The following is a 24,925-nucleotide window of genomic DNA, read 5'->3' on the forward strand; positions in this document are numbered from 1 at the left end:
AAAATTAAAATCTTGATTTTAATACCGCAGAATTAATTCAAAGATACTTAAAAACCATTTGCGAAGCATTGCTTTACAGAGTAGGAATAACCATTCATTTAAAAAACAATGTCAAAGAAACAAATTATCATTATCAATGGCCCAAACTTGAATTTATTGGGCAAGCGTGAACCAGAAATTTATGGTCATCAAACTTTTGAGCAATATTTTGAAGTATTAAAAGATAAGTACTCAGATAAGGTAGATTTAGTATATTTCCAGTCGAATCACGAAGGTTTTTTGATTGATAAAATTCACGAAATAGGCTTTTCATATGATGGTATCGTCTTGAATGCGGGTGCTTTCACACACACATCAATTGCGTTGGCTGATGCCATTGCTGGGGTAAAAACGCCTGTGGTAGAAGTGCATATTTCCAATGTTCATAAGCGTGAAGAGTTTCGCCACCATAGTTATATCAGTAAAAATTCAATTGGTATCATCATTGGTTTTGGTTTGCGAGGTTATGATTTTGCGATTCAAACATTTTTATAAGATTGGGTAGACGTGAGGCATCATCATAAAATCACGACTATCAAAAATTAACACCGTTAACAGTTGGGCGATTTCGGCTAACATTAAGTCAATGATTACTTTTTATCCTGGACCTTCAAAAGTATATCCGCAAGTAGCTAGGTATATGCAAGAGGCTTTTGAAGAAGGCGTTTTGAGTATCAATCATCGCAGTGCTGAATGCATGGCAATTACAAAAAGTGCAATTCAGCTTTTGCATGAAAAATTGAATATTCCTCCTGACTATAGCATTTACTTTGTTTCTTCGGCAACAGAGGCTTGGGAGATAATCGCTCAGTCGCTTACTTCAAAAAGCTCTACACATTTTTATAATGGGGCTTTCGGAGAGAAATGGGCAGATTATAGTAGTAAAATCGTAAAGAATGTAGACAGAATATCATTTGCTGTAGAAGAAATACCCTCGGTAAATTTATCGCTGAATGCAGCAGTAGAAGTGCTTTGTTTGACACAAAACGAAACATCAAACGGTACACAAATCAGAGATTTGAGCACTTTTAGAAAGACTTTTTCAGAGAGTATTATTGCGGTAGATGTTACTTCATCTTTAGGAGGAATTGAGTTAGACTGGCACAATGGCGATGTTTGGTTTGCATCGGTTCAGAAATGTTTAGGCTTGCCTGCGGGTATGGGGATTATGATTTGCTCGCCGAAAGCCCTGCAAAAAGCCGAGCAGATTAATGATAGAAAATACTACAATAGTCTGTTATTTATGCAAGAAAATTTTGCTAAAAATCAAACTCATTATACGCCAAATGTGCTAAGTATTTATTTGTTGAATAAAGTTTTAAGTGATATTTCGAATATTTCTGAGATTTCAAGGAAAATAAAAAAACAAGCAAAAGATTGGTATAATTTCTTCAATGATAATGATAAATTTGGTCTAAATTGTTTAGTGCAAAATATTGATATACAGTCGGATACTGTAATTGCTATACAAGGGACAACAGAGCAAATTAAAGCGATAAAAGAGCGAACTAAAATAGCAGGGATAACGTTGGGGAATGGCTACGGTACTTGGAAAAATACAACTTTTAGGATTGCTAATTTTCCAGCGATTGAAGCATTTGAAATTAGTAAACTAAAAGAAATTTTATATTAAAATAGATGGCATTAAATTTTAAAGAAATCATTTCGGTTTCACTCATTCTTTTTTCGGTCATTGATATTCTAGGCTCGATTCCTGTTATTATTGATATTCGTAGGAAAACAGGCGATATTCATGCAGAACAAGCTACCTTGGTTTCAGGCGGAATTATGGTCGGCTTTTTATATGTCGGGAAGTCAATTCTGAACCTTTTTGGTGTTGATATCAACTCCTTTGCCATTGCTGGGGCTTTAATCATTTTCTTGATTGGTCTAGAAATGACACTCGGTAGAAGTATTTTCAAATCAGAGGAATCGACAGGCGGAGCCAAAGCTGCTTCAATTGTGCCCTTAGCTTTTCCAGTAATTGCTGGGGCAGGAACAATGACTACTATTCTTTCCTTGAAATCTCAGTTTGATGAAATCAATATCCTAGTAGGCATTTTACTGAATCTTGTATTTATCTACACTGTTTTGAGGGCTTCACAATGGATTGAAAACCGTTTAGGCCAAGTAGGTGCTAACGTGCTGAGAAAGGTATTTGGCGTAATTCTCTTAGCTATCTCAATTAAAATAATTAAGTCGAGAATTGGATAATTGTTTTTGACGACATTAAAAGAATCTATTAACATTGGCAAAGAAAGCAAAATTTTATGTAGTCTGGAAAGGACGAAAAACGGGCGTTTTTGAAACTTGGGCAGAGGCAGAGGAACAAGTAAAAGGTTTTGAGACTGCTCAATATAAATCTTTTGAAAGTAGAAAAGAGGCAGACGATGCCTTCAAAGGTAATTATTGGCAATCTGTACAAAAAACACAAAGTGCTGCTACTGGTAAGTCGGGGAAGTCGTCGGCATTGGTTAGCAAACCTATTGCTGAAAGCATTTCTGTAGATGCTGCCTGTGCAGGTAATCCAGGCAAATTAGAATATCAAGGCGTAGAAACAGGTACAAAACGAGTATTGTTTTCTATGGGCCCTTTTCCAGAAGGAACGGTAAACATTGGTGAGTTTTTAGCCATTGTTCATGGGTTAGCTTTTTTGCAAAAACATAATTCTACTTTACCAATCTATTCAGATTCTAAAACAGCGATTAGTTGGGTAAAGAACAAAGCCGTAAAAACGAAGCTAGAGCGGAATGCTAAGAATGAAGAGCTATTTCAGCTCATGGAAAGAGGCGTGCTTTGGTTAAAAAATAATCACTACCCTAATAAAATCCTCAAATGGGAAACTGAATTTTGGGGAGAAAACCCTGCTGATTATGGTAGGAAGTAGGTCTGTCTGCGCTAAGTCTTAATCTTCATCACTAGCGAGGGACTTAAGTCCCTCGCTAGTGATGAAGAGATATATTTAAGCCAAATCAGAAGCACGATATGCTTCAATCAACTTCATTTCGCCTTCTTTTCCACCGATAGAATTGCCATGTTCCATTCCTAAAATGAACTCACCTCTATTGGTTGCTTTAGCCTTTTCGTTAATGTGTTTGAACAAAAACTTATAATTTACTTCGCCCGTAGTAGGTTCTTTTCTTCCTGGTTCGTCACCAATCTGAAAATAAGCAATTTCATCCCAAACCCAATCCATATGTTGTGTCATACGTCCTTCGTTGCGTTGCATGTGCCACATATCGAATAAGATTTTACACGATGGGCTATTCACAGCCTTGCAAATCATATAAGATTGGTCAGAATTACGAAGGAATAAATCAGCATTATCAGAAAGCGGTTCCATTACCATTACCAAGCCATGTGGCTCAAAAATCTCAGCACCTCTTCTAAAAGCATCAATTACATTCCCAGTTTGTACTCCTATCGGTAAGTTGCGTTCAAAATAGCCTGGCACAATCGTCATATATTTTGCATTACAGCGTTTGGCTACTTCAACTGCCTTTTTACAAGTATTCAAAAAAACATCCTTAAATTCTTGTTTGCCTGTGGTTAAAGATGTTTTCCAATTGTCGCCACCATCAATCACAAAAACGCCCATAGCCATATCCAACTTAGCCATAGTATCGCCTATTTTCTTTTGCAATTCTGGGGTTCTGCCCATCATTCCATTATCTTCCAAAGCACGAAATCCCATCTCGTGCATAAACTTCAATTGGTCAATTTCATCTTTGCCTGCCGAATTTTGGAACATACCAAAGTGCGGAGCATATTTTAATTTAAATACAGGTTGAGGACTAGCTACATTTGCTTTTTCAGCCGATTTTGCCAAAGTTGGCAACGTCGCCAAGCCTGTGCCAGCAATGATGTTTTTTGTGAAATCTCTTCTTTTCATAGTTTAAGTTAATTTTGAGTAATATTTAGATTTTAAAGTAATTTTTTACACCCGCTAAAAAACTTTCATCAATCATTCTTTGATAGCTATTTTTTCTTCGTTTTATCACTGTTTTTACAAATAGTATCTAAATAAACCAACGAAGTTAATACAACAAAAAATCAGCAAGTCATTGATTATACCTGTCATAAAATTGTATCGCTTCAAAAAAAGATTAGTTTTTACGCTATTTTAGACCCGATATATTTGTTGAACTACTTATTTCTTTAAGCTGCTACTGTTCAAATATACTCATGCTAAATATAAAATATGCACGTACTTATAGGACTATGGTTTTTTAAAATTCCACCACACTTTATGAGGATATATGCTGTCTAGGACAACGGGTTCGCCAATAAGAGGGGTTGTGAGTTTAATATCAGAATGCTCCAAGCTTTTTACCAAGCGATTGATAGGCTCGTCCCAAGCGTGATAACCTAAGGCAAATTTTGCCCAGTGTACTGGCATCAATACTTTGGTATTCAATTCTGCGGCTACTTTGGCCGTTTCCTCTGGCGAAGTATGTATCAGTGGCCAATCTTTACCATACTGACCGTTCTCTAATAAGGCAATATCGAATGGGCCAAATTTCTCTCCAATGGTTTTGAAGTGATGATCATAACCAGAATCTCCGCCAATAAAAATGCTGTAGCCATCAATTTTCAAAACAAAAGAAGACCAAAGGGTTTTGCCACGTGTAAAACCTCGTCCCGAAAAGTGTCTTGCAGGTGTTGACGTAATCTCTAAATCATCGTTAATCTTTTTACCTTCCCACCAATCGAACTCTACAATGTTTTCAGGGCTTACTCCCCATTCTTCTAAATGTGCGCCTACACCTAAAGCGGTATAGAATTTCTTTACTTTAGGGATTAATTTACTGATAGTCACATAATCCAAGTGGTCGTAATGGTCATGCGAAAGTACTAGCATATCGATATCAGGAAAATCTTCTACATTGTATACATCAGCCCCTTTGAATGCTTTTCCAAAAAAAGAAACAGGAGAAGCCGAGCCACTAAATACAGGGTCAACCAAAACCGTTGTTTTTTTAGATTTGATTAAATAGGAAGAGTGTCCGAACCAAACGATGGTTGGTTGCTCAGAAGCTAATGTTTTTAAATCAGTTTTGATAGAGGGGAGGACATTGTCTGGTTCAACTGTTTTAGGCTTATTCAAAAAATCGTTAAGCAATCCCCAATAAGAAGCATCCTTTGGCATTACTTCAGTAAGCGATAGGTTTTGGAAAGAGCCATTTGAATAATTAGGTGACTTTTCGATACGAGCTAGGCGAGCGCCAGAGGGGTCTTTGCCAAAAACTTTTTGTTGCATAAAGACATACAAGCCCAATCCGAGAAAGGCAATAATAAGGATAATTAGTAGCATAATTTTGCGTAAATATGTTAGGATCACTTTTTAATGAATAGTTATTTGAATAATTACCTTGCTAACACCTATTCTTAATGCTTTTGTTCATTTCTGCTGGTATTCATCAATCCAAACATCATCACCAATGCAGTTAATACAATTACTTGAATAATTAATGATTTATTCATTAACGGAATATGCTGATTAGGCTCTATCGCCAAAAAGAGTAAAATTGTAATCAGCCCTCTGGGTGCTACAAAAAGTAGTGGACGGAGGTTTAATTTAGATAATTTTAATTGTATAGCACGAATCAAGAAAATCATAAAGACGATTCCTAAAGCCCAACTGAGGGTATCAGTATTTAATATTTCGGCAGATTCGATAAGGTACCCAAATAAAAGAAAAAACAAAGCCCTGATTAAGAAGGTAGCTTCGCCTACCAGTTCATGAAATTTATTAACTTCTACTTCTAATTGATCGGGCTTTAATCGTTGAATCCAATGAAACTGTTTTAGTTTATCGAGGTTTCCTAAGAAAAGTCCTAAAAGAAGAATAAAAACCAAGCTAGGTAAATGATACAGCTTGGCGATGGCATAAATCAAAATTACCAATAAAATGATAGGCCCAAATTTGATAGGATGTTCAATCTTGCTTAATAAAAATGACAAAGTAGCCGTAGAAACAAACGATACTATAATAATAATCAAGAGTTCAAAGGCAAACTCTGTAAAGGAAGCGACATTAATAGTGGCGTTGAGAGCCATAAAGTTGAAAAAAAGCACCCCAATAATATCTGATAAACTACTTTCGTAAATGATAAATTCTTTATCCGTAGCTTTTAGGTTTTTTACACTTGGTATCGCAATGGCACTGCTTACCACACATAGAGGAATAACATTGGTCAGATTGTTTTTGAAAGAGCCTCCACCAAAGTATTGGAAAGTGGCTGCCATCAAAAAGGCTAAAATTACCATCGGGAAGAAACCCACAATAAAGGATTTTTTGATAATCGGAATTTTGGATTTGTCCAATTCAAGTTCCAAGGCTCCTTCTAGCACAATCAATATTAATCCGATTGTGCCCAGCACGGGTAGAATAGCAGTTAAATTGGGTACGCGGACATTAGTGAAAGTAGTAACTTGTTTCACTAACCAGCCCAATAATAGCAGTAAGATAACAGATGGAATTTTTGTCCGAGACGCAGTTAAATCAAATGCATAGGCAATTAATAATAACGAACATACAGTAATGATGATGGTTGTACTCATGTTTTATAAGATTAAGGTTAGCTTTAATTTAAAAGCAAATAGATATTCTTTGTATTGTTAAGACTTTTATACTGATATTTTTGTTTAGATAATAAGAGGATAATCAGAGATTAATAATTCATTTAAATGGAAAATATAGATACAATAGCTGATGGGCAACAAGTGATATTATTTGATGGTGTTTGTAATTTTTGTAATGCTTCAATCAATTTTGTGATTGACCATGACCCAAACAAACATTTCAAATTTGCTTCGTTGCAATCTGAATTTGGGAATGCTATTTTGAAAAAGTACCAGAGAAATACGACAGATTTTGATTCGGTAATTTTATTGAAAAATAATAGAATATTCACCAAATCAAAAGCAGCATTAGAAATTGCCAAAGATTTATGTGGTTTTTGGAAGTATTTGTCCCTTTTTAGCGTATTACCGAGTTCAATTCTTGATTTTTTTTATGATTTGATAGCCAAGAATCGCTATAAAATTTTTGGAAAATCAGATTCTTGCCGAATGCCAACGCCTGAGTTAAGAGAAAGATTTCTCTGAACGGATAGTAAATAGTTAAATTGAATAGTTAATTTTGCGGACTTTAGCACAAGAGCAATAGAAATACTATACTCTTTTACTTATTTTACTCACATTCATTTAATTATTAAAATGAAAGCATACGTTTTCCCGGGTCAAGGCTCTCAATTCAAGGGCATGGGTAAAGACCTTTACGATAATTCAGCATCAGCCAAGGCATTATTCGAGCAAGCAAACGAAATTTTAGGTTTTCGTATTACAGATATTATGTTTGAAGGTACAGATGAGGAGCTTAAACAAACCAAAGTTACTCAACCTGCTATTTTCTTGCATTCAGTTATTTTAGCCAAAGAAACAGCAGATTTTAAACCAGATATGGTAGCGGGGCACTCATTAGGAGAGTTCTCGGCATTGGTAGCGACAGGAGCATTGAGTTTTGAAGATGGTTTGAAATTGGTCTCTGCACGTGCGTTAGCCATGCAAAAAGCCTGTGAAAACAATCCTTCAACAATGGCGGCGGTATTAAACTTATCAGATGAAGTAATTGAAGAAATTTGTGCTTCTATTACGGATGAAGTAGTAGTGGCTGCTAACTATAACTGCCCAGGTCAGGTAGTGATTTCGGGTTCTAACGAGGGCGTTGCTCAAGCTGGTGAAAAACTAAAAGAGGCAGGAGCAAAGCGTGTTTTATTGTTGCCAGTAGGTGGTGCATTTCACTCGCCATTGATGGAGTCTGCTCGTGAGGAATTAGCTGCTGCCATTGAGGCGACACCTTTTGCACAACCTGCTTGCCCAATTTATCAAAATGTAAATGCTCAGCCTTCAACGGATGTTGAAACGATTAAATCAAACCTTATTTCGCAGTTGACTGGTGCTGTTCGTTGGACACAATCAGTTCGTAATATGGTTGAAGATGGCGCAACGGTTTTTGTAGAGTGTGGTCCAGGTAAAGTATTACAAGGATTAGTAAAAAAGATTGCTCCAACTGTTGAAACTAGTGGCGTAGCTGTTTAAAATATCCCGCTTTTACCACAAATAGTAAGGTAGAGATGATGTTTTTTTTGAAATATAAAAGTCAATTAGTCAATAACTTATAAAATTTTAGTGTGTCATTTTTTTATTTTTTGAAAAAATGACTTGACAAAGCCGAATTATACGACTAATTTTGCACCACAATTCAAATGTGATTGACCGATGGTGTAATGGTAACACTACGGTTTTTGGTACCGTCATTCATGGTTCGAATCCATGTCGGTTAACAAAAATCTCTTGAAACAATTGTTTCGAGAGATTTTTAATTAACAAGTCAACTCACAAAAGAATTATATTGACCGATGGTGTAATGGTAACACTACGGTTTTTGGTACCGTCATTCATGGTTCGAATCCATGTCGGTTAACAAAAAGCCTTCAAGCTATTTAGTTTGAAGGCTTTTATGTTAATATCATTTCGTACACGTACCAAAATACCCTTAAAGAAACATAAATAATACCGCCAGATAAATTTATGCACAATTAAATAGATACAATTTAGGTTTATCATAGCAGACAAGCATTTTTATATTAACTTTAGTTTTTGATAATTAAACGATTTTTAAAAATTTTATTAAGCAATTGACACTAATCAAATCAATATCAGGCATTAGAGGAACTATCGGTGGAAAAGCAGGAGAATCCTTAACACCTTTAGACGTTGTTAAATTTACAGCAGCTTTCGGCACTTGGTTAAAAAGAAGAAAACCTGAGACCCTTAAGATTGTGCTTGGACGTGATGCTCGTCTTTCTGGAGACATGGTTTCTAAATTAGTGGTAGGTACACTTCAAAGTTTAGGATTAAGTGTACTTGATTTAGGACTTTCTACAACACCAACCGTTGAAATGGCCGTACCTGCCGAAAATGCCGCAGGAGGTATTATTTTAACGGCAAGTCATAACCCTATTCAATGGAATGCCCTAAAGTTATTGAATGCTGAAGGTGAATTTATTTCTGGCAATGATGGAGAAGAAATGCTGCTGATTGCTGAAAATGAAGATTTTGATTTTGTTGATGTCAAGAAATTAGGAAGCTATACGCAGGATGATACTTGGCTTCAAAAGCATATTGATTTGATTTTGGCTTTACCATTAGTAGATGTTGAGGCTATCAAAAATAAGAACTTTAAAGTAATTGTTGATGCTGTAAACTCATCAGGAGGAATAGCTGTACCGATGTTGCTTGAAGCATTAGGGGTAACACAAATTACAAAATTGCACTGTGAGCCTACGGGGCATTTTGCACATAATCCAGAACCACTACCTGAAAACTTAACCGATATTACGAAGGCTATTGAAAAAGGTAAGTTTGATTTAGGAATAGTAGTTGACCCAGATGTAGATAGACTGTGCTTTATGTGCGAAGACGGTTCTCCATTTGGAGAAGAATATACTTTAGTAGCTGTGGCAGATTATATTTTACAAAACCATAAAGGAAACTCAGTATCAAACCTTTCTTCGACACGTGCTTTACGGGATGTAACAGAGAAGGCTGGCGGAAAATACTATGCTTCGGCTGTTGGAGAAGTAAACGTAGTTACGTTGATGAAATCTGCTAAGGCTGTCATTGGTGGTGAAGGGAATGGTGGTATTATCTATCCAGCATTACACTATGGTCGTGATGCATTGGTGGGTATTGCATTGTTTTTGACACATTTAGCTAAATCAGGCAAGCGAATCTCAGTAATGAGAAAAGGCTATCCTGAATACTATATTTCAAAAAATAAAATAGAACTTACGCCAGATATTGATGTAGATGGAGTGTTGGAAGCTATTCAGAAAAAGTATGCTAAAAACCCAATCAATGCGATTGATGGCGTAAAAATTGAATTTGATAAAGAGTGGGTTCACCTCAGAAAATCTAATACTGAACCTATTATTAGGATATATTCTGAATCAGATTCAATCACCAAAGCTGATAATTTAGCTAAGAAATTGATGAGTGATATTAAGGAAGTAGTTTCTTCAAGATAAACTCAAAAAGATAAATACTTGTTAAAGGAATGTCAGGCAGTTTGTCTGACATTTTTAGTTTTCAATAATACCCATTTGTTATACAGAAGTGATAGACTTTTAAAAGAATTGTGTTTATCATCAAAGCCAAAACACTTCATTAATCTCCAAATTAATTCAATGAATAGAATTTATTTAGATAATGCTGCCACAACCCCAATGGACAAAGCAGTAATCGAAGCGATGTTACCCATGATGGAATCTAATTTTGGAAATCCATCTTCTATCCATACTCACGGACGTGAAGTGCGTAATACCATTGAGCGTGCTAGAAAAACGATTGCAGGTTTATTAAATACCTCGCCTGCGGAAATATTTTTTACCTCTGGTGGAACAGAAGCAGACAACACTGCTATCGTCCGTTCTATTGAAGATTTCGGCATCACACATGCCATTACTTCGCCTCTTGAACACCATGCCGTACTTCATACATTGGAATACATGGCTAAAAAAGGGAAAATCAAGCTAAGCTATGTTGAATTGGATGCAAAAGGTCATGTAGATTTAAAGCATTTAGAAGAATTACTACGTGATAACCCGAAGACATTAGTTTCGTTGATGCATGGGAATAATGAAATCGGTAACTTGTTAGATTTAACAGTGGTTGGGCAATTGTGCGAAGACTACGGTGCCATTTTCCATTCAGATACCGTACAAACAATGGGACATTATCGCCATGATTTGCAACAAATGAAAATTGATTTCATGGTAGGTGCAGCGCATAAATTTCATGGGCCTAAAGGCGTTGGTTTTTTGTACATCAATGCCAAGAGCAAAATAACTCCCTTTATTCATGGCGGTTCACAAGAAAGAAATATGCGTGGAGGAACGGAAAATGTATATGGTATCGTAGGATTGGCTAAAGCATTAGAAATTGCTTATGCAGGCATGGACGAACATAGAAAGCATATTGAAACGCTAAAAGCTAGAATGATTGCTAGATTAAGCAGTGAATTAGATGATATTGAATTCAATGGTGACTCTGATAATTTAGATAGAAGTCTTTACACGGTACTAAATGTAAGCTTCCCACCATCTGAAGAAGCAGATATGTTTTTGTTCAATTTAGACATCAACAAAATCTCCGCATCGGGCGGAAGTGCCTGTACTAGTGGCTCAGATATTGGCTCACACGTATTAACAGCCTTGAATGTTTCGGCTGAAAGACCATCAGTTAGATTCTCGTTTTCAAAGTACAATACCATCGAAGAGATTGATTATGTAGTAGATAAATTGGTGAGTATGTTGAAAGTAACAGCTTAGGTGCTATAATTTTCAATTTAGAATTTAATACAAAAGGCTCAGAGATTCTCTGAGCCTTTTGTATATTTGTTTAATTAGCCATTTTGAAAATGGCGCTTAGCTGTGGAATTTCGGCATCATTTTTTTAGTATCTAGGTTTTTGGAATGGGTTTTAGTAGCGTTTGTGGGTTTCGTCTTAATTTAAAATATATAGTATTATCAATTCATCAGCATTTTAATCCTTATTAATCCTATAAACTTATGCAGACAATCGACAGCCGACAACCGACAGCCGACGACCATCAACCAACCCTTAAAAAAGTTATTAATACTACCCAATTGTGGGCAATTGCAGTAGGACTTGTCATTTCAGGAGAATATTTTGGCTGGAATTACGGCTGGGCTTCCTCTGGCACCATTGGCTTTTTAATAGCAACGCTGTTAGTAACGATAATGTACGTTACCTTTATTTTCTCCTATACCGAGCTTACAACCTCCATTCCTCATGCTGGAGGAGCTTTTGATTACGCTAACAGAGCGTTTGGTCAAGTAGGCGGTTTTATTGCAGGTTTTGCCACATTAGTAGATTTTTTATTAGCACCACCAGCGATTGCTTATGCCCTTGGAAGTTATGTCAATTTCTTACATCCAGCTATTCCTGTAGTGCCTACGGCAATAGGTATGTATGTGATATTTATTACGATAAATCTTTTCGGTATCAAAGAATCTGCTCGGTTTTCATTGTTTGTTACCATTTTATCGGTTTTAGAATTAATCATTTTTATAGCGGTTATCTTTCCTTTTTACAAAACAGAAAACTTTATTGCCAACAATCCGCCTACTATCACGGTCGATAGTGTTTTTGCTGGTATACCTTTTGCAATATGGTTTTTTGTAGCGATTGAAGGCGTAGCCATGGTAGCAGAGGAGGTAAAAGAACCCCGTACTACTATTCCAAAAGCCTATATTTCTAGTATCATTACTCTGGTAATATTGGCTTTGGGCGTAATGATTCTGAGCGGAGGCGTTGGCGACTGGCGAACATTGAGTAATATTGACTATCCTTTGCCCGAAACACTATCGATGGCCTTAGGAAAAAACAATAGTCTTTCAAAAGTGTTTGCTAGTTTAGGACTATTTGGCTTGATTGCTTCGTTTCATTGTAATACGATTAGTTATTCTCGACAAATCTTTGCGTTGGCTCGGGCGGGTTATTTGCCTAAATTTTTATCGGTTGTTAACAAAAAGTATCAAACGCCTCATTGGGCATTGATAGCGGGCGGTGTAGTAGGAGCAATTGCTATTTTTACGGGCACGACCAATAAAATCATTATTATGTCGGGCTTGGGGGCTGTGGTAATGTATGCCATGAGTATGTTGAGTTTGTTAGCTTTGCGTAAAAAAGAACCTCAGCTAGACCGACCATTTATTGCTCCTTTTTATCCATATTTTCCTATTATTGCCTTGGTGTTGTCTTTGGTATGTATGGTTGCTATTGTATATTATAATCAGTATTTAAGTGTTTTATTTTTTGGAAGTTTGATTGTGTGTTTGCTTGGGTTCGTATTAAAGTTTGGAGGGAAAATAGCTCCAAAAACTATCATTAAATAAAATGAAGCAAGTGTTTATACTTGACTTCTGATATCAATATTATGAAAAAAGCAGTTGTATTATTACATGGTTATGGTGAGGATGCTACCATTTGGAGCGGTTATGTACCTTTTTTACAAAAGGATTTTTATATAATTGTTCCAGAATATGCACGATTGAGTAATCTAAAGACGATTGATGATTACGCTGATTTTGTGGAAAAAAAAGTTAGCGAAAGCGGTTTTGAAAAATGTGTAATCATCGGGCACTCAATGGGAGGGTATATTGCTTTGGCATTTGCCGAAAAATATCCTGACAAAGTATTAGGTCTTGGACTTTTTCATTCTACAGCCTTTGCAGATTCAGACGAGAAAAAGGCGGCTAGAAATAAAAATGTGGAGTTCATAAAAACGCATGGTGCGGAAGCTTTTATCAAAGTTTCGACACCTAATTTATATGCAGAAGCTTTTGCCAAAAAATATCCTGAAATCATCCAAAAGCACATAGATGCGTCTTCGTCTTTGCCTGTTGAAGCATTGATTGCCGGAATGGAAGCCATGCGCGACCGCCCCGACCGCAAGCACGTGTTGAAGTCGTTGCGTTGTCCTGTAATGTTTATTATCGGTGAAAGGGATAAAAGCGTTGCTCCTGAAGACGCTAAAGCACAAATTATGATACCGAAATTTTTCTCATCTTCTATTCTTGATGAAGTCGGACACATGGGGATGATTGAAGAACCAGAAGATTGTTTGAAATTTGTAGGAAAGTTTTTACTGAAATGTTAATTGTAAGAGATAATGCCAGAGAATAATACCATCCTTTTCCAACAACTTTTTGCAGGAGAACAATTGTATGTAATTCCTGAACAAAGTTTGCAAAAAGAAAAAATAACTGTTGAAAACAGCCCAATTGCAACACCCATTGAGGAAAAAACGGTAATGAAAGCTACTGCCACAGTGGATGAAGTAAAAGTTTTGCATTTTGTGCCTAATCACAGAATAGTTATTTTGGTAGATGAATATAGCGAAGCAGACCAAGCGTTATTGGCTAAAATCTTGACGGCTGTAAAGCTCAATCTTAATCAGATAGATTTAGTTCACTTGGCAGATTTGAGCCAGATGAATGCCAGAACGGCTTTCTCGCAAAACCTTATTAGTCATTTTATTACTTTTGGAGTGGCGCTGCAAAAGATAAAGCTTGAAATTCCACTCAATCCATATCAAACCAAAGAAATCAAAAATATTCGTTTTTTGTTTTCTCATGCATTGAGTGAATTGCAGCATGATGTAGAAAAGAAAAAAGCCTTGTGGAAGGCTTTGCAGGAAATGTTTTTGTAGTTTTTTTTGAGTCATAGCTTTTAAAGCTATGACTCAAAAATTGAAACATTAAATACCATACCCAAAGGTGTATTTTCCATTAGAATCAATAAAATAAAAGCCATCCATATAAATTTCGGCTTTACGATCTTTTCTCATCTTTACTCTTTTATTTGAAAGAGGTAATGTCGTCCAGTATTCTTCAATAGGAGGGAATTGTTTTACTTTATTACCAACAATTTTATCTATACATTTTGAACATTCTTCAGAAGATGTTATTATGCCCCCCTTGCCCTTCATACTCAATCAAAACAATCTCATCATCAATAATTGTATAATTGGTGTAGGGCGTTTTGTACTCTTTATAATGATTATCCCAGGTGATACATACACTTAGAGTTGTTCTCTTTTCATATATATCATTTCCCATATATTTCATACCTCTACTAATATGTAATAAAACAATACCTTTATCCCCTGGTAGCTTATTGTACTTATAGCCCAGACCGATATATTCTTTTAGTGCTTTCTTGACAGTAGTGTCTTTAATTTCCACTTTCATTAGTTCACACTGAGCTTTGCTATTGATTGAAAGGGATAAAAAAAGGATGGATAGTAATAGGCACTTTTTCACAGAATAACGTTGCTATTAAGGGTTTAAAGAAAAACAAATTTCCATTCAATGAAAATATATCATCGAATGGAAATAATAACATCATAAAATTAAATACCTTGTCTGAAGATGTAATTCCCTTTGCTGTCAATAGAATAGAAGCCACCCATGTAAATTTCTGTATTACGTTCCTTAATCTTTTTTACTCTTTTGTTCGATATTGGGAGTGTGGTCCAGTATTCTTCAATAGGAGGGAATTGTTTTACTTTGTTTCCTACAATTTTATCAATACATTTTGAACAATCTACTGAAGGAGTAATAATGCCCCCTTGCCCTTCGTACTCAATCAAAACAATCTCATCATCAATAATAGTATAATTTGTATAGGGGGTTTGATATTCTTTATAATGATTATCCCAAGTGATACATACACGTAGATTTGTTTTCGTTTCATACCTATCGTTTTCTATTTTTTCCCACCTTCTACTAATGTGTAATAAAACAATTCCTTTGTCCCCTGGTAGTTTAGAATACTTGTATCCTAGTCCTATATATTCTTTAAGAGCTTTCATGATGGTAGTATCTTTAATCTCCACTTTCATTAGTTCGCATTGAGCTTTACTATTGATAGAAAGGGATAAAAAAAGGATGGATAGTAATAGGAGGATTTTCATAAGGTAACTTATTTTAAGAGTAGTATTTGTAGTTAAATATATCGATATATACTTATAAAAGTAAAATAGTCACTAGTATTATTTTACCAGTGACTATTTTACTTTTAAGTTATTATTTAATTTTACGACTTCTGCTCTACAGTATTAGTCAATGTTCCAATACCTTCGATAGAAATATTTATGACATCACCAATGGCTAACGAAAATTCATTCGGTGGCACTACGCCTGTTCCTGTCATCAAATAAGCTCCGTGTGGGAAAGACATCTCTCTGAATAAGAATGAAATCAATTCATTGTGCTGGCGTTTCATACGATTAATCGCAATACTTCCCTGAAATTGTGAAATATTATCTCTCAAAATCTCTAGCGAAATCAACGTATCTGGGCTAATTTCTCCATCAGTTACAAACAAACATGGCCCAATGGCGGCTGCCTTATCATAACTTTTAGCTTGCGGTAAATACAAAGGATTCTCGCCCTCAATATCTCTTGAACTCATATCGTTCCCTGCTGTATAACCTACAATTTTTCCACTAGAAGTAGCAAAGAGTGTCAATTCTGGCTCAGGAATATTCCATGCTGAATCTTTACGGATGCGAACAAAATCGTTTGTACCTACACAACGGCTTGCTGATGATTTAAAGAAAATCTCTGGGCGTTCTGCATCATATACGCGTGCATAAAAATCTCCACCACCCGCATCTTTAGATTCTTCAATTCTGGCTTCACGGCTGCGCATATAGGTTACGCCTGATGCCCAAATTTCTTGTTGACTGATAGGGGCAAGGATGTCATTCCCAGCCCATTCAATGCTTGAAAGTGTGGTGATTTCCTTGCTGACTTGTTCATATAAATCATCACGATTTACATAAACATCCCAATTGTTTTCAGCGGATAAATAAAACTTACCTGCCGATTCTACGATAATTCCTTGTTTGGTTTTGTATATTTTCATATTAAATGTTTTTTCTATTTTGGGAGACTCAAATCCTAAAAGCAGATAGAAATAGTATTTTTACTGAATATCTTGCTTGTAGTATGTTAAAATAAGTCAACTTTGTAGTGAGGAATCAAACCACCTGATTGGCTAAAAATGTCGATTTAATTTTTTGTACATTATTGAAAGACAAATTAACAATAAAAAAATGATTCAAGACAGACGAGATTTTTTAAAGAAAAGTACTTATTCTACTTTGTTGGGATTAGTCATTCCCAACATCCCTTTTGCAAAGTCTTCTCCAACAATTTTAAGTCCAGTAGAAGGCGGTTTACCCGACTGGAAAAACAAAGAATTAATCATTCTTTCTGATAAACCTTGGAACGTAGAAACGCCTCCACATTTACTCGACGATAAAGTAACTCCTGTTGAAAAAATGTTTATTCGCAACAATGGCTTGGTGCCAGAAGGCAATATTGACGTTAATACTTGGACATTGACCATTGGCGGTGAATCGGTAAAGACTTCAAAGACGTATAAACTCAAAGACTTAAAGGAAAAATTTAAACATTATACTTATCAGCTTACGTTGGAATGTGGAGGAAATGGACGTTCAGGCTATTTTCCACAAACTTCGGGTAACCAATGGGACCAAGGGGCAGTAAGTTGTGCAGAATGGACAGGCGTTAGATTGAAAGATATTTTAGCAGATGTAGGGTTAAAAGACGATGCTGTGTATATTGGTTATTACGGAAAAGATATTCACCTGAGCAGAACGCCCAATAAATCAGTTATTTCAAGGGGTGTACCGATTAAAAAAGCCTTAGAAGATGAAACTTTGATTGCTTGGGCTGTAAATGGTAAAGATATTCCTTTGGAACATGGTTTCCCGCTACGCCTTGTAATTGGTGGTTGGCCTGCTTCTGTGTCTGGAAAGTGGTTGGATAAGATAGTGGTCAGAAACAAAGAGCATGATGGCGAAAAAATGAGTGGGCATAGCTACAGAGTGCCGATTAATCCGATTGAGCCTGGAGAGAAATTAGCCGAAACGCCCGAAAATTTTAAAATTATCGAAGCCATGCCTGTAAAGTCTTTAATTACTTATCCTAAAACGGGAGCAGTAATTGATACAGGAAAAACGATTACCTTGCGTGGTCACGCTTGGGCGGGAGATTTAGCCGTTAAAGAAGTAGCCGTTTCGCTTGATTATGGTGTTAGTTGGAAAAAGTGTAATCTGGAAGCCCCTAAAAATCGTTTAGCTTGGCAACATTGGTCTTTAGCCTTAGATTTTTCACAAAAGGGCTATTTTGAGGTATGGGTAAAGGCAACAGATAGCAAAGGAATTACACAACCAATGGTAATTCCTCAGTGGAATCCGGGGGGATATTTGAATAATGCTTGTCATAGAATTGCGGTGAAAGTCGTATAAACCAACATCGAGATGAAAATTATCAATATATATTTATTTGTCGGAACGATAATGATGTTTTTTCTTGCCTTCAAGCAATCAGAAGAAAGTAATATCAATACAGCAAGCTTAGCACTTCAAAGTCAATACCAAAACCTATCTGATTCATTGACGATTGATTCAGAAACTGGATTAGTCAACGATGCTAATTTGATAATGATAAAAGCACAATGTACAGCTTGCCATAATACTCAATTGATTCAACAACATCGATTTACCCGTGAAGGTTGGAAAGATAAAATCAGATGGATGCAGAAGAACCATAAACTATGGGATTTGGGTGAATCAGAAAAAGTAGTACTTGATTATTTAGAGAAATACTATTCACCAAAGATGGCTTCTCAGAAAATTCAGAACAGACGTGAATTATTGAAAACTATACAGTGGTATAAGTTGGAGAATCGTTGATGAATACCCCTCCTTATCACTAGCCCGTGACCTAAGTCACGGGCTAGTGATAAGGAGGGAAAGCCCAATTTGAAGGATTATTTCACCCAATTTAAATCAATATTTACATCACTATTTAAGTATAAATAAGCTGTTTTTAGTCTTAAAATCCACAAGTCCTAAAGTCTTCTAATCCTAAAGTCTTCTAGTCCTAAAGTCCAAACTATAACCTATACCCCCGCAAAAACTCCTCAATACCCATGCGTTTTTTGCCTTCTAATTGTAACTCTTCAATGGCTAAATAGCCATCAGCACATTTAAAATATAGGTACTTTTTGCCGTCACTTTTATAGGCCTCTTCAAATTGAATAGTCTCGTCCGTTACTTTTGAAGTACGATATATTTTACAAACTTTACCATTCAAGGTTGTCCAAGCGGCTGGGTAGGGCGATAGCCCTCTGATAAAATCATAAATTGATTTAGTAGATTTCGTCCAATCAATCTCACAAGTTTCTTTAAAAATCTTAGGGGCGTGTTTTATTTCATCAGATTCTATCTGTGGTTCTTGAGGATAGTTGCCCGCTTCAATGGCTCTAACAGTCTTTAAAACCAATTTCGCTCCAATCTGCATCAAACGCACATAGACATCGCCCACGGTATCGGTCTCAGCAATTTGCTCGTGTTCTTGAAAAATGATAGAGCCAGTATCTATTTCATGCTTTAGAAAGAAAGTCGTAACACCCGTTTCGGTCTCGCCATTCATAATTGCCCAGTTGATAGGGGCTGCACCACGATATTGCGGTAAAAGCGAACCATGTAAATTGAACGTTCCTAAAGGGGGCATCGTCCAAACGGCTTCTGGTAACATTCTAAAAGCAACTACTATTTGTAGGTCGGCTTCATAGCTTTTTAATTCAGTTAAGAAATCTGGATTTTTTAACTTTTCAGGTTGTAATATAGGTATATGTGGAGCATTGGCTAATATATATTCTTTTACAGGCGACATACCGATTTTCAATCCACGTCCAATCGGTTTATCGGGTGCTGTAATTACCGCCACCACATTACAATTATTTTCAACTAAAGTTTTCAAACTCTCAACCGCAAAGTCGGGAGTACCCATAAAGATTATTTTCATAAGATTAATATTTTTATACCACGATTAATGTGGTATTGAGAATGCTGAATTTGTCCTTTAAAAATGATATTTCAGTGAAAGAAATGATTTTCCTTGTAATAGTTTTTAACTCACAGCTAAAGGCTCAAAGCTTATCGCTTCTTTATTTGAATACAAAATTTCTAAAAAAAACACAATTTGAAATTTCTCTTTGAAATCGAAATACGTTTTATTATCTTTGCTAACTCAATTCAGTAAAATATGCAACGAAAGACTCAATCAAGCAAAGTTAATTAGCTTCGAAATTTCTGCAAAGGTCATAAAAAATCTTGTAGAACGGTCGAAAGCCGTTCTTTTTGTTTGTAAAGAGTTGAAGATTATTATTTTCAGAATTGATATAACACTTGCTGGCAGCGATGTCAGTAATTTTTTTTGTATCAAATCAAAGAAGTTATGAATAGAAACGGCAAAAATCTAGGCTAAGGTTTTGGGTCAGTTTACATTAATACTTTGTAAAAAATAAAACAATGGGAAAAGTACAGTATTATACTCCAGAGAAGTTAGAGGAATTAAAAGCTGAATTGCAATATTTAAAATTGCAGGGTCGTTCGGATATGGCCAAGCAAATTGCGGAGGCTCGTGATAAAGGTGATCTTAGTGAAAATGCGGAGTACGATGCCGCAAAGGATGCACAAGGTTTGTTGGAATTGAAGATTTCTAAAATGGAAGAAATCGTTGCCAATGCCCGTGTATTGAACGAGACTAACATTGATACATCTAAAGTATCTATTTTATCAAAAGTAAAAATCAAGAATAAGAAAAACGGCATGGAAGTGGTTTATACCATCGTGTCGGAAGAAGAAGCAGACTTGAAAGCGGGTAAAATCTCTAATTCATCGCCCTTCGGAAAAGGACTATTCGGTAAATCAGTAGGTGACGTGGCAGAAATCCAAGCCCCAGCTGGAAAACTTGAATTTGAAATTCTTGAAATCAGTCGCTAGGCATTGTCTATTCTTTGATTTCATCTTTCTATAAAAGATTGTTATACAAATCTTGAATTAGCCATCGTTGATTTAATCAATGATGGCTTTTTTTTGTAGTTTTATACATTAATGAAATTTCAGGCTCAGTAGAATAGGCTGTGACTTGAACAAAAACGAAGGAACATTTTCATGCAATTTCTATATCCGTTTTTTCTTTGGGGACTTTTAGCCGCAGCAATTCCCTTAATTATTCACCTCTTTAATTTTAGAAGAACCAAAAAAGTGTACTTTACCAATGTTGCTTTTTTGCGGGCAGTCAATACTACCACATCGTCATTTCGTAGGTTAAAACACCTATTGATTATGGCTGCGAGAATGGCTTTTATTATCGCATTGGTTTTAGCGTTTGCTCAGCCATTTATTCCCTCAAAAAGTGGGAGCAAGGTGAAAATAGGAGGAATAACGAGCTTGTACATCGATAATTCGCTATCAATGCAAAACGAGCTAGATAAAAAAACGTATCTAGATAAAGCGATTAGCAAAACCGAAGAGTTATTACTTGCCTTTCCGCAAGGTTCAAAACTACAGTTAGTTACCAATGATTTCTCAGCCGACGAACACGCTATTGGTAATACTCAGCAAATCAAAGAGCGAACCACATCAATCAAGTTTACACATAGTCCTCGTACATTAGAACAGGTTTTGAATCGACAAAAAAACCTTGCATCCAAACATAACTCACAGGGCGGTAATCAATACGTTTGGTTTTCAGATTTTCAAAAATCAACTGCTGGAAACCTATCAAAACTTACGTTAGATTCCAACTCACACCTTTTTGTTGTCCCTGTACAGGCCAAAGCATTACAGAATATCTTTGTAGATTCTGTTTGGTTGAATACGCCTTTTGTGCGTGAAATGCAGGTAAATCAATTATCAGTTAAACTATTTAATACAGGCGAAAAAGCAGTAGAAAACCTGCCTGTAAAATTATTAATTGATGGTTTACAGGTTTCATCTACTATTGCTACTATCCCTGCAAAATCGTCTACTGTCAGTAACTTCTCTTTCAATATTCAAGGTAAGGGCTTTAAAAAAGCCAATATCTCTTTTGATGATACGCCCATTACTTTTGATAATGATTATTTCTTTGTGTTGAATGTTGCTCCTAAAATCAAGGTGTTACACTTGTTTGGACAAAATAGTGGAGATAAATATTTACCAGCAGTTTTTGCCAACGATAGCATTTTTGCTTTTAAAAGCTATGGGGCATCTAATATTGATGTGGGGATTTTCAAAACAGTAGACTTTATTATTTTAGAAGGCTTACAAAGTATTGAAGGAAGCATGAAGACAGCCTTGACAGATTTTGTAAGGGCAGGAGGTAGCTTAATGGTGATTCCTAATCAATCTCCTGATTTGAATAGCTATAATGCCTTTTTAAGTGTGTTCAATATTCGGAATATTCAGGATAAAAATATTAATACGGAATCTACACCGTTGGCAGAACCTGCCAAATCTTCTTCATTCTTTGCAGATATTTTTGATAATACTACTCAAAAAGAAATAATGCAAATGCCTAATCAACAAGCCGTAATCAATTGGCAAGCTGTTGGAGATAAACTATTGAGTTTTAGGAATAATCAAGCTTTCTTAACGGTTTCGCCAGTTGAAAAAGGAAAATTATATTTATTAGCGGCACCCCTAGCTATTCAATATGGTGAGTTTGCCAGAAACGCACTATTTGTCCCAATCATGTATAAGATAGCGGCTCAGAGTGTTATACAGGAACAAGCTGCCTTTTCTTTTGAGGCTAATACTATTGCTATCGTTCTAAACAATGTCAAAGCAGATTTGAATGGACGGAAATCTCTATTTACGCTAAAAAGAAATAAGATGGAATTTATTCCTGTACAGAATTTAGTTGGTAATACGCTAATGATAGAACTGCCCAAAGCCAATCAATTAAATGATAATCAAGTGTTGGAGTCGGGATACTATGAATTGTTGTTAGACGGACAACTACAGAAAGTATTAGCATTCAATCATGACCATAATGAATCAATGATGGATTTTTATAGTGTAAATGAATTGAAAAATATTTTTAGTAAAAACAAAAATATTGAAGTTTTTGATAAAATAGATGATGCCGACTTAGTAGATACCTTTAAGGAACAAAACTTTGGTATATCGTTGTGGAAATATTTTTTAATAGCCGCATTAGCTTTTTTATTGATTGAGATTGCTATTATAAAAATGATGAAATAATTCTTCTTAAATCAAGAATAAGTTGCTTTTGAATTAGCAAATGTTAATTTTGTGTAAGAGAAATTTATACTTTTGAGTATGTGAAGTTTTTATAGGACATTAGAAATTTATATGTTTTCTGGAATGTGGTATGGCAATTGTAATTTTCAATAGAATACCTGACGAATGTTAGTTTTCTTTCAAGCAAATGTTGTAGTATTATTACATTTAGTATTGCTAACTTTAAATATTGATTTCTCCTTTAATTAAATGTGAACCACTTGATTAACAAAACATAATTAGTAATAAATCTGTATTCTTACATATCAGAACTAACACAATAGTAAAATGCCAAATAACTCTATCGCTTTAATCGTTGACGATGAACATCTTAATCGCTTTTTAATGCGAAAATATTTACAGTCGTGTAATATTCCTTTTGACGAAGTTACAGATGGACAAGAGGCCATAGAATGGATTAAAAATAGTGAGCAAGATAAAATTATAGTATTGCTTGATTTGAATATGCCTGTAATGGATGGATATGAGTTTTTGGAATATACGGTAGATAACTATTTTGAATTCAAGGATAAAAAGATATTAATAATTGTAGTTTCAGCATCTGACTATACCGTTTTCAGAAAGAATGCTCCTCATGCTGAAATCATTAAATATCTCTCTAAGCCAGTAGGAAAGGAGTCTCTTCATGAAGCTATTTTACAAGCACAAGAATATTTTAATGCTATTGTATAACACTAAAAGTGTCTTTAAACAAAAATCCCTTTTAGCAGGAATGCTAAAAGGGATTTTTGTTTAAAGATGGGTAGTTTTCAAATAATTTGTACTAAAGTTTAACTATAAAAATATTAAATTGTATTCAAATAATTTTTTAAGACAATATATTATCTTGTTTTTGAGAAATAGAATATATTACTTCTATGAAAAGACTGATAAATTGTTTATTTTTAACGTATTATGTAGTACAAATAATATTAAAATTTATGAACGTGATGAATATAAAGCAACCAAATTTAAGATATTGAGGTACTTATATTTGAAATAATCTACCGACTAAACGATAAAGACATGTCTAGGATAGTACTCATTGAAGATGATTTACTTCTTGCTGAAAATACTAGTTTAATTTTAACGCTCAATGGCTATGAATGTTTTGTAGCCAATAGTAGTAAAGAGGGAATTTTGCTAATAGAAGAGATTATTCCAGACTTGGTGGTTTGTGATATTATGCTAGACTCAATGGATGGGTTCGACGTCCTGAGAATAATAAGGCAAGACAAGGGATTTATTAATTTACCTTTTATTTTCCTATCGGGCTTAGCAGATTTAACAGACAAGAGAAAAGGGATGAATCTTGGAGCCGACGATTTTTTAACAAAGCCTTATTCGTCAAAAGATTTAATTGAAACTATTCAAGCAAGGATAGAAATAAGCTCAGCTAAAAAAGTAAACGCTGCGATTGAAACAAGGAAAAATGCCATTGATGTATTCTACCAAATTTCTACACACGAATACCTAACACCCTTGAATGGCATCATCAACTTTGGTACGCTCCTTGAAGAGATGATTAACCAAAATGATTTAAAAGATGCCAATAGTATTGTAAAAGCTATCCAAGTTTCTGGTCAAAGGATGCTTAGGGTAACTCGTAAACTGTTGTGGTATAATCAATTAGCACATAGGGTAGACCCTTGGGGAAATTCTCACAGCAAAGCAAATGTGGATGTTTCTGAGTTGCACCAAACCATTTTCGATTTCTTAAAGAATAGTACAAATATCCAATTTGATATTTCTTTTAAAGGTGAAAGCTCTTTTTGGTTTGGTTGTGACAGAGAATTGCTAGAGCAAATGCTTACTGAATTACTTCAAAATGTAATTCAGTATTCTGACCCTAGGTTCGAAATACGTTCTGAAGCCTTTTCAGAAAATAATATGTTTGTATTAAAAATAACAAACTATTATAAAGGCTCATATTCTATGAGTACAGCGTTGATAAAACCCTTTTATCAGGCACATTACTCTAAAGATATGAATGGCTCTGGATTGGGTTTATACATTGTAAAGGAATGGGCTACCAAACAAAGGGGAAGTTTAGAAGTGAATACAAATGCTAATATTTTTGAGGTTATCCTCAAAATCCCAGTATTACAAATTGATTAAAAT

The 24,925-nt window shown here is 35.3% G+C and carries 25 protein-coding genes and 2 tRNA genes; 19 read left to right on the forward strand and 8 right to left on the reverse strand.

Annotation, left to right across the window (positions count from 1 at the left end; translation table 11 throughout):
* The first annotated feature begins 108 nt into the window (after positions 1 to 108).
* From aroQ to J2Y60_RS04580, 4 genes are all read left to right on the forward strand, one after another.
* Positions 109 to 534, forward strand: a complete 426-nt coding sequence (aroQ, locus tag J2Y60_RS04565; RefSeq protein ID WP_309913929.1) for a type II 3-dehydroquinate dehydratase — start codon at positions 109 to 111, stop codon at positions 532 to 534.
* A gap of 91 nt (positions 535 to 625) precedes the next feature.
* Positions 626 to 1,672, forward strand: coding sequence for an aminotransferase class V-fold PLP-dependent enzyme (locus J2Y60_RS04570; RefSeq protein ID WP_309913932.1), 1,047 nt, complete (start codon positions 626 to 628; stop codon positions 1,670 to 1,672).
* Between the two features lie 5 nt (positions 1,673 to 1,677).
* Positions 1,678 to 2,253 carry a MarC family protein gene (locus J2Y60_RS04575; RefSeq protein WP_309913936.1) on the forward strand — a complete coding sequence of 192 codons (576 nt, stop codon included), beginning with the start codon at positions 1,678 to 1,680 and terminating at the stop codon, positions 2,251 to 2,253.
* Positions 2,254 to 2,287: 34 nt separating this feature from the next.
* Positions 2,288 to 2,926 carry a ribonuclease H family protein gene (locus J2Y60_RS04580; protein WP_309913939.1) on the forward strand — a complete coding sequence of 213 codons (639 nt, stop codon included), beginning with the start codon at positions 2,288 to 2,290 and terminating at the stop codon, positions 2,924 to 2,926.
* 75 nt (positions 2,927 to 3,001) lie between these two features.
* Here the strand turns inward: J2Y60_RS04580 and J2Y60_RS04585 are convergent, their stop codons facing one another.
* The 3 genes from J2Y60_RS04585 to J2Y60_RS04595 all read right to left on the reverse strand — a co-directional run bounded on the left by J2Y60_RS04585 (position 3,002) and on the right by J2Y60_RS04595 (position 6,603).
* Positions 3,002 to 3,931, reverse strand: a complete 930-nt coding sequence (locus tag J2Y60_RS04585; RefSeq protein WP_309913941.1) for a TIM barrel protein — start codon at positions 3,929 to 3,931, stop codon at positions 3,002 to 3,004.
* A 327-nt stretch (positions 3,932 to 4,258) separates the two neighbouring features.
* Positions 4,259 to 5,353, reverse strand: a complete 1,095-nt coding sequence (locus J2Y60_RS04590) for an MBL fold metallo-hydrolase (protein WP_309913944.1) — start codon at positions 5,351 to 5,353, stop codon at positions 4,259 to 4,261.
* A gap of 74 nt (positions 5,354 to 5,427) precedes the next feature.
* The gene (locus J2Y60_RS04595) at positions 5,428 to 6,603 is read right to left on the reverse strand and encodes a sodium:proton antiporter (protein ID WP_309913946.1); all 1,176 of its coding nucleotides are present in this window, start codon (positions 6,601 to 6,603) and stop codon (positions 5,428 to 5,430) included.
* A gap of 126 nt (positions 6,604 to 6,729) precedes the next feature.
* Here J2Y60_RS04595 and J2Y60_RS04600 point away from each other — a divergent pair, with 126 nt between their 5' ends.
* The 9 genes from J2Y60_RS04600 to J2Y60_RS04640 all read left to right on the forward strand — a co-directional run bounded on the left by J2Y60_RS04600 (position 6,730) and on the right by J2Y60_RS04640 (position 14,341).
* A complete protein-coding gene (locus J2Y60_RS04600) occupies positions 6,730 to 7,149 on the forward strand; it encodes a thiol-disulfide oxidoreductase DCC family protein (protein ID WP_309913949.1) in 420 nt (139 codons plus the stop codon).
* A gap of 111 nt (positions 7,150 to 7,260) precedes the next feature.
* A complete protein-coding gene (gene fabD / locus J2Y60_RS04605; protein WP_309913953.1) occupies positions 7,261 to 8,142 on the forward strand; it encodes an ACP S-malonyltransferase in 882 nt (293 codons plus the stop codon).
* Between the two features lie 174 nt (positions 8,143 to 8,316).
* Positions 8,317 to 8,387, forward strand: a tRNA-Gln gene (locus tag J2Y60_RS04610).
* Between the two features lie 69 nt (positions 8,388 to 8,456).
* Positions 8,457 to 8,527: transfer RNA gene (locus J2Y60_RS04615), tRNA-Gln, on the forward strand.
* 214 nt (positions 8,528 to 8,741) lie between these two features.
* Entirely contained in the window at positions 8,742 to 10,133 is a 1,392-nt protein-coding gene (gene glmM / locus J2Y60_RS04620) for a phosphoglucosamine mutase (RefSeq protein ID WP_309913956.1), read from the forward strand.
* Positions 10,134 to 10,292: 159 nt separating this feature from the next.
* Entirely contained in the window at positions 10,293 to 11,435 is a 1,143-nt protein-coding gene (locus tag J2Y60_RS04625) for a cysteine desulfurase family protein (RefSeq protein WP_309913959.1), read from the forward strand.
* Positions 11,436 to 11,675: 240 nt separating this feature from the next.
* Positions 11,676 to 13,025 carry an ethanolamine permease gene (gene eat, locus J2Y60_RS04630; RefSeq protein ID WP_309913962.1) on the forward strand — a complete coding sequence of 450 codons (1,350 nt, stop codon included), beginning with the start codon at positions 11,676 to 11,678 and terminating at the stop codon, positions 13,023 to 13,025.
* Between the two features lie 41 nt (positions 13,026 to 13,066).
* Positions 13,067 to 13,789 carry an alpha/beta hydrolase gene (locus tag J2Y60_RS04635; RefSeq protein WP_309913965.1) on the forward strand — a complete coding sequence of 241 codons (723 nt, stop codon included), beginning with the start codon at positions 13,067 to 13,069 and terminating at the stop codon, positions 13,787 to 13,789.
* Between the two features lie 12 nt (positions 13,790 to 13,801).
* Entirely contained in the window at positions 13,802 to 14,341 is a 540-nt protein-coding gene (locus J2Y60_RS04640; RefSeq protein ID WP_309913969.1) for a DNA polymerase III subunit psi, read from the forward strand.
* Between the two features lie 48 nt (positions 14,342 to 14,389).
* Here the strand turns inward: J2Y60_RS04640 and J2Y60_RS04645 are convergent, their stop codons facing one another.
* From J2Y60_RS04645 to J2Y60_RS04660, 4 genes are all read right to left on the reverse strand, one after another.
* A complete protein-coding gene (locus J2Y60_RS04645; RefSeq protein WP_309994552.1) occupies positions 14,390 to 14,620 on the reverse strand; it encodes a hypothetical protein in 231 nt (76 codons plus the stop codon).
* A complete protein-coding gene (locus J2Y60_RS04650) occupies positions 14,586 to 14,882 on the reverse strand; it encodes a hypothetical protein (protein ID WP_309913973.1) in 297 nt (98 codons plus the stop codon). The genes J2Y60_RS04645 and J2Y60_RS04650 overlap by 35 nt, the downstream gene beginning before the upstream one ends.
* A gap of 161 nt (positions 14,883 to 15,043) precedes the next feature.
* Positions 15,044 to 15,607 carry a hypothetical protein gene (locus J2Y60_RS04655; RefSeq protein WP_309913975.1) on the reverse strand — a complete coding sequence of 188 codons (564 nt, stop codon included), beginning with the start codon at positions 15,605 to 15,607 and terminating at the stop codon, positions 15,044 to 15,046.
* 122 nt (positions 15,608 to 15,729) lie between these two features.
* Positions 15,730 to 16,563, reverse strand: a complete 834-nt coding sequence (locus J2Y60_RS04660) for a fumarylacetoacetate hydrolase family protein (RefSeq protein ID WP_309913978.1) — start codon at positions 16,561 to 16,563, stop codon at positions 15,730 to 15,732.
* 190 nt (positions 16,564 to 16,753) lie between these two features.
* On the opposite strand from J2Y60_RS04660, the gene J2Y60_RS04665 reads away from it, so the two are divergent.
* Both J2Y60_RS04665 and J2Y60_RS04670 read left to right on the forward strand, forming a co-directional pair.
* Positions 16,754 to 17,974, forward strand: a complete 1,221-nt coding sequence (locus tag J2Y60_RS04665; protein ID WP_309913980.1) for a sulfite oxidase — start codon at positions 16,754 to 16,756, stop codon at positions 17,972 to 17,974.
* 12 nt (positions 17,975 to 17,986) lie between these two features.
* Entirely contained in the window at positions 17,987 to 18,421 is a 435-nt protein-coding gene (locus J2Y60_RS04670) for a hypothetical protein (protein ID WP_309913983.1), read from the forward strand.
* A 202-nt stretch (positions 18,422 to 18,623) separates the two neighbouring features.
* On the opposite strand, the gene fmt is transcribed toward J2Y60_RS04670, so the two are convergent.
* On the reverse strand, positions 18,624 to 19,538 hold the full coding sequence (gene fmt / locus J2Y60_RS04675) for a methionyl-tRNA formyltransferase (RefSeq protein ID WP_309913986.1): 915 nt from the start codon (positions 19,536 to 19,538) through the stop codon (positions 18,624 to 18,626).
* 506 nt (positions 19,539 to 20,044) lie between these two features.
* On the opposite strand from fmt, the gene greA reads away from it, so the two are divergent.
* The 4 genes from greA to J2Y60_RS04695 all read left to right on the forward strand — a co-directional run bounded on the left by greA (position 20,045) and on the right by J2Y60_RS04695 (position 24,922).
* Entirely contained in the window at positions 20,045 to 20,518 is a 474-nt protein-coding gene (greA, locus tag J2Y60_RS04680) for a transcription elongation factor GreA (protein ID WP_309913988.1), read from the forward strand.
* A 171-nt stretch (positions 20,519 to 20,689) separates the two neighbouring features.
* Entirely contained in the window at positions 20,690 to 22,765 is a 2,076-nt protein-coding gene (locus tag J2Y60_RS04685) for a BatA domain-containing protein (RefSeq protein WP_309913991.1), read from the forward strand.
* Between the two features lie 327 nt (positions 22,766 to 23,092).
* Positions 23,093 to 23,497, forward strand: coding sequence for a response regulator (locus tag J2Y60_RS04690; RefSeq protein ID WP_309913994.1), 405 nt, complete (start codon positions 23,093 to 23,095; stop codon positions 23,495 to 23,497).
* Positions 23,498 to 23,830: 333 nt separating this feature from the next.
* On the forward strand, positions 23,831 to 24,922 hold the full coding sequence (locus tag J2Y60_RS04695) for a response regulator (RefSeq protein WP_309913997.1): 1,092 nt from the start codon (positions 23,831 to 23,833) through the stop codon (positions 24,920 to 24,922).
* The last annotated feature ends 3 nt before the right edge of the window (positions 24,923 to 24,925 follow it).

It is taken from the genome of Arcicella sp. BE140 (genome assembly GCF_031456255.1).
Taxonomy (GTDB): Bacteria; Bacteroidota; Bacteroidia; order Cytophagales; family Spirosomataceae; genus Arcicella; species Arcicella aquatica.